This window comes from Desulfobacterales bacterium (genome assembly GCA_034003325.1).
GTDB lineage: Bacteria > Desulfobacterota > Desulfobacteria > Desulfobacterales > JAFDDL01 > JAVEYW01.
In genome coordinates, this window is record JAVEYW010000034.1 from 1 (window position 1) to 10,004 (window position 10,004).

The following is a 10,004-nucleotide window of genomic DNA, read 5'->3' on the forward strand; positions in this document are numbered from 1 at the left end:
TTGATCTGCCATTTTTTATTCCAATAATTCGAACCGCATCACCTGACATGATTTGTCCTCCATTCTGGGGCCTATCATGCCAGGATTTTTCCAGGCTGTGAAGATGGGGTTTACCGGACGCTTACCCCTGTTGCAGACGGGCCTTCACCAGGATGTTGTAGAGAACGCCCGCTATGCGGATGCCGAGTGTCTGTTCCACGTAGCGGGAGTACAGAACGATCTGGAAGTCGGTCCAGAGCCGCTCCAGGTAGTCCGCATCCACCTGCGAGGCGGTCTTGTGTTCGAGGAGGAAATGCTCGTCGCCGATCCGGACTACGCCGTCCACCTTTCCGGCCAGCACGAAGCTTCTGGATGAAGCGCCGGTGGCAGGGTTGACGATGCTCCCCTCGAAGGTCTTTTCGAGGGCAACGACATCGAACTCCTCGCTCGCATAGGAGGCCGCGTAGCCCTTCATCATCGCCGAAGCCAGATGCCAGTCCCGCTTCTGGTCTTCCTCTTGTGCGCGGTTGGCGTAGGTCCGGTCGATGAAATCGAGGACGAGCCCCAGGTCCCTGCCGCCGTGCCAGATCTCCAGGCACTTGTGGATCACCGTGCCGAAGGCCAGGTTGTGGTCCCGTTCCAAGGGAACCAGTTCCTGTATGTAGCGCCACTCGCAGGCTTTGCGGCAGTTGCGGAACAGGCTCCACATCGAATAGGTGGTGGTCGTTTTCGCTTCCATCAGGCGGCCCCCGTGGCTTTGAGCTCGGGGCCGACCACGGGGCGGTCACCCACGCGTTCGACTTTGAAGGCTTCTTCGCCGAACTCTCGGGTGAGGAAGCCGGTGAAGATGCGGGCGATGGCGCGGCCGACCTCGGTCGCCGCATCCACGACGCAGGAGCGCTTGTGCGAATCCAGGCAGAAGGATGCGTCCAGCCGAACCAGCGACCGGCCGTGAAGGCTCTCGGCGGCGAGCACCGCCAGAAGCAGGGACTCCTCGACGTCCCGGATCGGGACCTTGGAGTCGAAGTTGTATCGGTAAAGTTCTCGGTTCATGTTTGATGCCTCCATTCCGTTCAGTAAGGTCTGTTGGAGGGCGCGCCCGGGCCGGATGCTTTCGGCGATCTCTCGGACGCCTTCCGTGCATCCGACCCGCTCATTACCTACCGGAGGCGGACCCGGACCGTCGGACGGTCGAAATCCACCTCATCAATAGTTCTGCTAACAGACAGTAAATATTGATAAAGCAGATTAATATGGCGTTGTTACAAGTTGTTCCATTTTTTGATTGACATGAGCATGGTTGCGGTGTATTTTTGAAAAATGGAACAACTTGTAACAACAAATAGGAGGTGTACGCGATGAGTGACAGTAAGGCGAAGGCTACTTTAAGTAAGGGAAGGCATAGCTGGTGCGTTATCTTTCGTCATCCAGTCTGCCTGGGACCAGATGGCAAACAGAAACTGCGAGTTAGGCGTGGATTAGGCACCCCTGAAAAGGAACAGGCGCAAATACTCGTCGATCAACTTAACCAAATTCTCTCCGACCCTGTCTTGTGGAACCTGTCAAGTCGCCAAGCTGCATCTAAGAGCTACGATGAGAAAATCGTAGCTGCGTTTTATGATCCTATGCTTCCGGCTGCATTTGACCCGTGGAGCATCCGTGAGGAGGTTATTCCACTGCCTGGTGGGAACGACCCCTCAGATGGTTATGCCCGTATTCTTTTCGTAGGTACCACCGGTGCGGGTAAGACAACCATCGTAAGACAACTTTTGGGCACCGATCCAGAACGTGAACGTTTTCCATCTATTTCTGCAGCCAAAACAACCATATGTGACATTGAGATCGTTGTGGCTGAAGGTCCACTGCGGGCCGCAGTCACCTTCATCCCAAGGGACCGCGTCCGGCAATACATTTCCGAATGCGTTCTTGCCGCAGTTGTCACCAAACTGGAGGGCGGGCCTGAACGTGACGTAATTCGACGATTCCTCGAACATAGCGAACAGAAATTTCGGCTGAGCTACATTTTGGGCAACCCCGCCCTTCTTGAAAAGTCTGTAAATGATGAAATCGAGGATGAAGATTTTGATGAAAACTCACCGTCTGATTCCCCAGAACATCAAGAACTTAATGAAACCGAACGCGAAGAGCTCTTGAATGCTCTCAGAATGTATTTTGTCTCAATTGATCAGCTCGAGGAGAAGGCCAAATCGGTTATGGATAAAATGGCTGACGAGCTGGGGATTAAGGTTGGGGAAGCATCGAAAGAGGACCGCGATGTCCTTCAGGAGTTGGTTGAAGACCAACTGGCAAACATGGATGAGTTCCATCAGCTTGTGGACGCCATTCTCGATGATGTTGAGAGTCGCTTTGGTTTTCTGTCGGATGGTGAAATTACCCGTGGTAAGGATGGATGGCCAATAAAATGGACACACCGGGACTCTGACCGATCCGCATTTATCCGAGTGGTGAACAGATTCTCAAGCAATTATGCACCGAATTTCGGACGGCTTTTGACGCCACTGGTTGAAGGTATCCGAGTAGCAGGTCCTTTCAGGCCTGAGTGGCACAATAATGCCTTACCGAAAATGGTCATCATGGATGGCCAGGGGATAGGGCATACTGCCGATAGCACTTCCAGCCTTTCCACATCAATCACCAGCAAATTCCGTATGGCTGATGCGATTGTTTTGGTTGATAATGCTGCTCAACCCATACAGGCCGGACCGTGTGCGGTGCTTCAGTCCTTGGTTATTAGCGGGCATGAATCCAAATTGCTCTTGGCATTCACCCATTTTGATGAGGTCAAAGGAGATAACCTCCAGGGGAATGTTGCCAAAAAGGATCATGTAATCGGCTCGTTTGATAACGCCGTCCACGCAATTGGCAAAGGCTATGGACGGGAGGCTGAAGCGGCGCTTCGAAACCTCATCCCAGAGCGCCTTTTTTTCCTGGCCAACATCCAGAAAAGGCTACCTAAATCCGCAAAGTTTACACTATCTGAAATGCACCGCTTCTTGGAGGCAATAGAGTCATCAATTATTCCTGCAGGGCCTGTAGAATACAAACCTGTATATGATGTGGCGAACCTCGTACTTGCTATTCAAAAAGCGGCTCAAGAGTTCCATGATAGATGGAGAGGTATCCTTGGAATGGGTTCGGTATCGGGGGCGAGACCGGAACACTGGACAAGGGTAAAAGCGCTTTCCCGGCGATTGGGTATTTTTAAAGTCGACGAATACGACACGCTACGGCCGGTTGCTGACTTGATTAGGCTATTGCAGATTCATGTAAGTCAGTTCCTTTCGACTCCACTTGGTTGGTTTCCCTCAGCACCTCCGGATGATAGCCAGGATCGAATTGACGCCGTTGATGCGGTCAAAAAGGAAGTTTTTACAAGACTCCACGATTTATCAAGGCGCAGGGTATTAGAGGAACGCTTGCGTGAATGGGTGTCGGCGTATGAACACCGAGGAATAGGGTCGACACGAATCAGAGCAAGGGAAGTCGCAACGATCTATGAGGAGGCGGCTCCTATCCCCAGTGAGATGCCTAGTCCTGATTCAAACAAATTCCTGTTTGAGTTAAGAGAACTCATAGTTGGGTCCGTAAAATCTGCAGGGGGACAGCTAAAGGGGTGGACAGAAAAGGAGTGAGTACCAATTCTGTCGCACCCCATCATAATCGTCGTTCGAAGACACTTAGAGGTAATCCCTCAGTCCGGCGTCCTCGAAGATCGCGCGCAGCTTTTTGATGGATTCGTAGATCGTCCCGCGGGGTATTCCGGTATCGCGGGAGATCTCCGTTACCGTGTCGGTGTCGAGACGCCGGCACAGTTCACGCAGCTCCGGCGGCAGCTTCTCGATTGCCTGGCGGACATCGATGGAGAGATCGCGAAGCTCGGATGGGGATCGTGAAATCCTGCCCGTGCGACGCAGGTAGTCTTCCTGGTCGATGGTCTCCATGCGCTCGATACAGAAGGTGTCTTCGTACTCGCCGGACTCGAATTGATCGTTCAGGGAACAACGGCAGAGCCGGTAATCCCGCAGGCCGGCCTTCCGCGCCTCGATGATGGTGGCGATCTTGTGATCCACCACGCGGGCGATGAAGGTGTTGCGCTGGGCGCGGTCGGAGTTGTACTTGGGCAGGCGTTGGAGCAGGTCCAGCAGCATTTCCTGCTCCAGGTCCTCGCGGTCGGACTCGGTGAAACCCACCCGGCCGACCAGTTGTCTCGCCTTATACTTGATGATCCGAACGGCATACTTGTCGATTCCTTCGTAGTGTTTGTCGAAACCCATTTGAGCCTCCTCGGGGCCGAGGAGGAGCTCGTGTGGGTATCGACCTATGCCGGGACGACCGCTCTAAATAAAGCGAGCGGAGGTGTTGCGAGTACGCCGGTATCGGCGACACCCACAACGACCTCCGCTCTGCGGCCAGTCTGTTGTCTGGTGATGGACCGTGCTCTATGGCCGGGTCTGAATCAGACCCGCACCGCGTCCGCCACGGTCATGCGGACGGGCAATCCGTTGTCGATCATGAGTTCCTGGATCGAGAGCGAACACTCCCGGTCGAAGACCTCGAACAGCTCCGCCACTTTCTTTTTCAGGGCGAAGCCGTCGTTGCCGCGGGATTCGTTCGGCCCGTTGTCCTTGCCGAACAAAAAAAGCCGCAGCACGGTGGGCGGGGGATCGAAGACTGGCTCGCCATCCTGGACCTGCAGTCCCTCAATCCGGCCGTAGTTAATCTCCTGCATCAGCTCGACCAGGCGTTTCCTGGCAGGAGTCAGGGCCGCCATTGTCACAACATCCGTCATACCGGACCTCCTTTCGCGCCCTCGGACGCATCAACGAAAAGCCCCCTGGGAGGCGGGTCCGGCGAATGGACCTCCCAGGGGGCGTTCACCCGGATCATCCGGGCGTTTCTTCCAGGGGTGAGGATCTCGCCGGACCGTCACCCCTCTTTGGCGAAATTTCGATGAGAGGGGCGGGACGCCCCAGCGCGTCAATGGTGAAGGACATGAAAATGCATAGATTTCAGGCGGATGCCTGGGCTACGGAGGGGAAACTTTTTTTGAATTTTTTTCCGGAGGTCCAGCGAAATTTCGCTGAACCGGAATATTGGTTATTCGTCGGGGGAGATGAGGAAGAGTGCCTGCCAGCCCTTTCCGTCATCCGTCAGGCGGAATGGATCACCTTCGATGCGGAAGAAGTCGCGAAGGTTGGCGGCGAGGAGCTCGCGGCGTTTCTGGTTTTTCCGGTCTGCCTTATTGCTGGTCCAGTCCAACACTCCACGTTCATCTGCGAATACTTTGAGCAGCCCCCATTGAAGGGTGGGGTCGCCGTTCTTTTTGTTGGCCATGCCCATCTGCGTGTAATTGAACACGCCTCCGGCCGTTTTCGCTTTGACCGAGACGGTATGCCCGTCCTTGAAGCGGATCGATACGTCTCTCCATGTTGCATCCGGCGGTGTGGGGAAGAAGACCATGGAGTCTCCTTCCTTCGGCGATGGAAGATTGGAACTGAGGAAGTGGGCAAGAATATCATCCAGTGGATGGACGAGCCGGAACTTGCGTTTGGTGCCGAGGCCCACATTTTCAGACAAAGGCACGAAGCCCGACCGCTTGTCGGTCAGCCGCTTCTCCGCCTTCGCGGAGCAGAGTTCCCGCGTGGGAGACAAGAGAATGAACGGCGTGCCATTCCTCCCCAGGAGACCATCCAGCGCCTCGTTGAAATCATCGGGCTCGATTTGGATCGCCAGGTAGACCGGGAAACGGTATCCGGCGTATGGAGAGTAAACGCCGAGGCGCGTCGTTCCGGGAAGGTCGGTTCCCGCGTCGGTTTCTTCGATCAGGCCGAAGACCTTGGCGAGCGCCGTGTCGAGGGCCGGACGATCCAGCTCATAGACCACGATGTCGGATCGCTGTAGGGCAAAGGTCTCGCATCCACGCTCGCACCTGCAGACAGCGACAATATCCTCCTGATCGTGCGCGACCACTTCGTGCTCACAGCCGCAGCCGCGTTGAACCATGCAGGGATGTGAAGATGCCAGCTTGCCATTCGGACGAATGAAAGCCTTCGCCGTCCCATAATCGTTTCCGAACCGGTCTTTCCACTCGGCATCCACCGCCGCTGTACCGGGGACGGCCTCGAGGGCCTGCCAGAATCCGGTTGGTCTATTCTTCATCGTCTTCCTGCTCGGCAAGGATGAATCCGCGCTTCGTGAGCCAATCCTCGACCACGGCGGCATCGCTGTCCCTGGTATACTGCGCGATATTCGAGGGTCGGATGGTCACGGTCCGGGCCGTTTTCGAATCCGTGAACTTCACTTGAAAGCTCGCCCGGATGATCCGAGCCTTATGGGGCATGGCGCGGCCGCGTCCGGCGTAGGCGACGAACACGTCGTTGGCCTTGCGTATCTCGATCTCCTTTTCGGAGCCGCCCCAGAAGAACTGAATCTCCTTTAGGCGTACCCATTCCATCCCATCCACGTCGGTGCAAACGATGGATGTGTCTCCGCCGTTTCGAAGCGGCTCGAGCGTATACTTGCCGGTCTCAGGAAAGAAATCCTCTTTGTTGAACACATGGCGGCCGAACTGCCGGCGGAAGAGGTCCTTTTCGCCTTTTCCGCAGGCGTGCATCCGAATCTCACCGATGGTAGGTTCATACACCAGGACGTCATACTTTTCCGGACGATAGAAGACGCTCGATGTCTGGCCGCCGTCGAGGCTGCCCTCGCGGCGCAACCGATCACCGTGGCGCACCAGAAACCACACGGAATCTTTCTTGGGGTAAACGAAAACTTTCGATCCCCGCCCGCGCTTTTTCTTCTCGAACCAGTCGTCGAGGTCTTTCTCCAGAGCTACGAGCGCTTTCGCTGTCGGCTGTTTGAACTTGGGGATCGGATGCGTATCGGTCTGAAAATACTCGAAGGACCGGGGCTTCAAAAGGTACTGCTCGGCGTGCTTGCGCTCGAGAAGGCCCTTGTCCTGCAGATAAACTTGAACAGCCACGTCCGCCGCGGTGGGGTCCGGGTTCTCGTCGAGGGAGATGCCATTGTTCTCCGCCTCCTGGAGGAGGACGTCCATGGCTTCGGGCGTGGCCATCTCATGCACGAAGTAGAGGGCGTCGACCAGTCCTTTCGGCGTGTCCATATCCGGGTTCATGAGCACGTTGACGAGTTGGTCGTAGTTGATGCCATCGGAAGCGGATAGCGGCGGCAACGTCAATCCTCGGCCGTCAAAGTAGGGCTTGTGAGGGTTCAGCAGAGCCAATAGATGCTCACGCGCGATGGCCTTGAGGCCGTCGGCATGGGCAAAACGCCTGAGATTGTACGTCGCCATTCGTTCTTTCCTCCTTAGTTCCTATAGCCAGGCCGTCCCCGGCGTTTGAGTGTTCGATCCGGGCCGCCTGACGGCGACGACCTTGCCGAGGATGCGGAGCCCATCGTCGGGACCCACCGGGATCGGTCGGTGTTTCGGGTTCTCCGGTCTTAGTTCGATTCTCTCGTCACGGATGAAAAGCCGTTTCACCGTGGCTTCGTCTTCAAGCAGTGCGACGACGATGTCGCCGCTCTCCGCCACGGCCTGCTGGCGGACCACCACCAGATCGTGCTCCCGGATACCTACATCCACCATGCTGTCGCCCGTCACCTCGAGGGCGAAACACCTGCCCAAACGGGTAATTCTCCCTTCGACCATTATCTCGCCGACTATGTTCTCCGCGGCCAGAATCGGTTGACCCGCAGCCACGCGCCCAACGATGGGAACGGCGGTCATGATCGGAGGGGTGTCTTCCGATTCACGAACGATGGCGAGGCTCCTGGCTTTCCTCGGCTCGCGTTTCAGGTATCCCTTTCGCACAAGCTGGGTTACCTGCCCATGGGCGCTCGCGTGCGATATACCGAGGATGTCCGCAAGTTCCTTCATGGTCGGGGGGAACCCCCGCCGGTTCATGAAAAGGCGGATTTTCTTCAAGGTGTCACGCTGCGTATCGGTTATCTCTTCAACAGGGCGTCGGCCTCTGCCTTTACGTTCCATTTCGATGACCTCGGTCTTCCTATGGCTTATAAGCCTCATGAACGACACCGGCCGCAGTGTCTGTGGAGGCACACTACGGCCACGTTACAAAAATAATTATATTACACTGATATTTGTCAGGTCAATTGAAAAATGTACACAGGGCGAGAGAGGAATAAAAGTCGCCGATAGGAATGAAGTTGGGCGGAGAAAAGTTCCTCAAAAGTGAGGACGTCGGCGGGATGCATGGAAAGACTATCCGAGGTGGTCTTTGCACATCTGTGTCCACATTTTCCGCTGACGGTTCCAGTGGGGAACGGCGGCGACCGGACGGAGGTCCCTCTCCAGGATCGGATCGCGGCCCTTGGTTGTGTTCGGAAGAAAAAGGATATCCTCCTGGATGTCAGGGGCAAGGTTGAGCAGGTTCATGATCTGGGTGATGCGCGCACGGGTCACATAGCCCAGGCGGGCGAGGTCCGCATAGTCCTGGATATCGCCCCGCTTGACCAGTTTCTCAAAGCGGATCGCCAAAGCCAGGAGCTTGGCGACCCGCGGAATGTTCCCTTTGCTGGTTGATCCACGTCGGCTGTTGGACTGTGGGTCGACGTTCACTCGTTTGTTTCTCGGCTGGAACGTGAAGCTCACCTCCAACCTCCCGTCGCTTCCAAAATGATGCATGGTCGGTTTCATATGTGGTTTTCCTTTCCAAGGGCTGCCTGTCCCAGGCAAGCGGCCTTGATGCCGGGGGAGCGGAACGTCACAGTCACTTTGCCATCACGACCATCGTAGGCGACGCGTTCAACAAGGGCTTTGATAACCCGCGCCTGTTCGCGTGGGGCAAGAGATTGCCAGATGGGGTCGAAGGCCGCGAGGGCCTTTTCCAAGTCTCCGTCTTCGAGCGTTTCTCTTTGGACGGCGATGGTTTCTTCGCGGATGACGGTCATCCTTTGTTCGAGAGAGCGAATTTGGTCTTGCAGGTCGGCCATCTGATCCGTCACCAGACCCCGGTCCGTTCCCGAGGACGGCAAGTCTCCCACGAGGGCGCGGAGCCTGGCATCCAGCCGTTTGAGTTCCCGCTCGTGTGCGCGGCGTTCGGCTTCGAGCTCCGCCAGACGCTTTTCACTTTGAACCCGAACCTGGGAAGCGGTTTCCGAAAAGACCTCCGGGCTCGCGCCCAAGCCTCGGATATAGTCCACCACCGCGCTTTCAATCTCATAGGCATTGAGCGATTTGGTCGGACAGGATGCCCATCCTCGCTGCTGGGCGGTCAGGCAGACATAGTAACGGTAATGCTTTCCCTTTCTGGCGGTGTAAGAATGCACCATGGCGGTTCCACAAGGTGCGCAGTAAAGCAGCCCCCTCAGCAGGGCACCGTATTTGTTGCGGATTTCCTTGCAGCCGGACCGGCCGTTGTGCCGAAGGGTATCTTGGACGCGCTGCCAGAGGTCCGGGTCCACAATTCCCTCATGCTCGCCACGGTAGATGGTCCCTTTATAAATGATGTTGCCCGTGTAGATGATGTTGGTGAGCAGCCGAAAAAGGCTGCTCTTGGTAAACAGATTCCCTCCGCGTTCATCCCCTCGTTGGGTAGTCCACTTTTTTACACCCCACTTGCGGCGCTCGAGTTCCTGGACGACAGGCATCAACGCCTTGTGCTCCATGTAAAGATCATAGATGGCTCGCACCCGCTGGGCTTCTTCCTCGTTAACGACCAGCCGCCCTCCCTTGCGATCCAGGTCGTACCCGAGGACCGGCATGCCTCCGACCCACTTGCCCTTCTTCCGGGCGGCGGCCATTTTGTCCCTGGTCCGCTCCGAGATGATTTCCCGTTCGAACTGGGCGAAGGACAGGAGGATGTTCAAGGTTAGCCGCCCCATGGAGCTGGTTGTGTTGAACTGCTGGGTGACCGAGACGAAGCTCACGGCATGCTTGTCGAAAAGCTCCATGATGCGGGCGAAGTCGAGAAGGGAGCGGCTCAGCCGGTCCACCTTGTAGACGACCACGCAATCGATGT

10 protein-coding genes are annotated in these 10,004 nt (G+C 56.3%); 1 reads left to right on the top strand and 9 read right to left on the bottom strand.

The annotated features are described in order from the left end of the window. Positions 1–121: 121 nt before the first annotated feature. Positions 122–718, bottom strand: a complete 597-nt coding sequence (locus tag RBT11_20330) for a PD-(D/E)XK nuclease family protein (protein MDX9789133.1) — start codon at positions 716–718, stop codon at positions 122–124. Next, positions 718–1,032: a hypothetical protein gene (locus RBT11_20335; protein MDX9789134.1), complete on the bottom strand. Its 315-nt coding sequence runs from the start codon at positions 1,030–1,032 to the stop codon at positions 718–720. Before RBT11_20335 ends, RBT11_20330 begins: the two co-directional genes overlap by 1 nt. 305 nt (positions 1,033–1,337) lie before the next feature. Here RBT11_20335 and RBT11_20340 point away from each other — a divergent pair, with 305 nt between their 5' ends. After that, positions 1,338–3,632 carry a hypothetical protein gene (locus RBT11_20340; GenBank protein ID MDX9789135.1) on the top strand — a complete coding sequence of 765 codons (2,295 nt, stop codon included), beginning with the start codon at positions 1,338–1,340 and terminating at the stop codon, positions 3,630–3,632. Between the two features lie 45 nt (positions 3,633–3,677). On the opposite strand, the gene RBT11_20345 is transcribed toward RBT11_20340, so the two are convergent. The 7 genes from RBT11_20345 to RBT11_20375 all read right to left on the bottom strand — a co-directional run. Further along, a complete protein-coding gene (locus tag RBT11_20345; GenBank protein MDX9789136.1) occupies positions 3,678–4,274 on the bottom strand; it encodes a sigma-70 family RNA polymerase sigma factor in 597 nt (198 codons plus the stop codon). A gap of 182 nt (positions 4,275–4,456) precedes the next feature. Next, on the bottom strand, positions 4,457–4,789 hold the full coding sequence (locus RBT11_20350; protein MDX9789137.1) for a hypothetical protein: 333 nt from the start codon (positions 4,787–4,789) through the stop codon (positions 4,457–4,459). A gap of 308 nt (positions 4,790–5,097) precedes the next feature. Next, positions 5,098–6,159, bottom strand: a complete 1,062-nt coding sequence (locus RBT11_20355; GenBank protein ID MDX9789138.1) for a hypothetical protein — start codon at positions 6,157–6,159, stop codon at positions 5,098–5,100. Continuing rightward, positions 6,149–7,315 (bottom strand): hypothetical protein, encoded by a 1,167-nt coding sequence (locus RBT11_20360; GenBank protein ID MDX9789139.1) that lies wholly within the window; start codon positions 7,313–7,315, stop codon positions 6,149–6,151. The genes RBT11_20355 and RBT11_20360 overlap by 11 nt, the downstream gene beginning before the upstream one ends. 21 nt (positions 7,316–7,336) lie before the next feature. Beyond that, on the bottom strand, positions 7,337–8,050 hold the full coding sequence (lexA, locus tag RBT11_20365; GenBank protein ID MDX9789140.1) for a transcriptional repressor LexA: 714 nt from the start codon (positions 8,048–8,050) through the stop codon (positions 7,337–7,339). A 195-nt stretch (positions 8,051–8,245) separates the two neighbouring features. After that, positions 8,246–8,680 (bottom strand): hypothetical protein, encoded by a 435-nt coding sequence (locus RBT11_20370; protein MDX9789141.1) that lies wholly within the window; start codon positions 8,678–8,680, stop codon positions 8,246–8,248. After that, positions 8,677–10,004 (bottom strand): recombinase family protein (locus RBT11_20375; protein ID MDX9789142.1); only part of this gene is annotated, 1,328 nt, incomplete at its 5' end. The genes RBT11_20375 and RBT11_20370, both read right to left, overlap by 4 nt.

What these genes read in the sequence shown, in the direction of transcription:
- RBT11_20340 (MDX9789135.1), top strand. Translation starts at nt 1,338, where the DNA reads ATGAGTGACAGTAAGGCGAAGGCTACTTTAAGTAAGGGAAGGCATAGC.
- RBT11_20345 (MDX9789136.1), bottom strand. Translation starts at nt 4,274, where the DNA reads ATGGGTTTCGACAAACACTACGAAGGAATCGACAAGTATGCCGTTCGG.
- RBT11_20360 (MDX9789139.1), bottom strand. Translation starts at nt 7,315, where the DNA reads ATGGCGACGTACAATCTCAGGCGTTTTGCCCATGCCGACGGCCTCAAG.
- RBT11_20350 (MDX9789137.1), bottom strand. Translation starts at nt 4,789, where the DNA reads ATGACGGATGTTGTGACAATGGCGGCCCTGACTCCTGCCAGGAAACGC.
- RBT11_20330 (MDX9789133.1), bottom strand. Translation starts at nt 718, where the DNA reads ATGGAAGCGAAAACGACCACCACCTATTCGATGTGGAGCCTGTTCCGC.
- RBT11_20370 (MDX9789141.1), bottom strand. Translation starts at nt 8,680, where the DNA reads ATGAAACCGACCATGCATCATTTTGGAAGCGACGGGAGGTTGGAGGTG.
- RBT11_20335 (MDX9789134.1), bottom strand. Translation starts at nt 1,032, where the DNA reads ATGAACCGAGAACTTTACCGATACAACTTCGACTCCAAGGTCCCGATC.
- lexA (MDX9789140.1), bottom strand. Translation starts at nt 8,050, where the DNA reads ATGAGGCTTATAAGCCATAGGAAGACCGAGGTCATCGAAATGGAACGT.
- RBT11_20355 (MDX9789138.1), bottom strand. Translation starts at nt 6,159, where the DNA reads ATGAAGAATAGACCAACCGGATTCTGGCAGGCCCTCGAGGCCGTCCCC.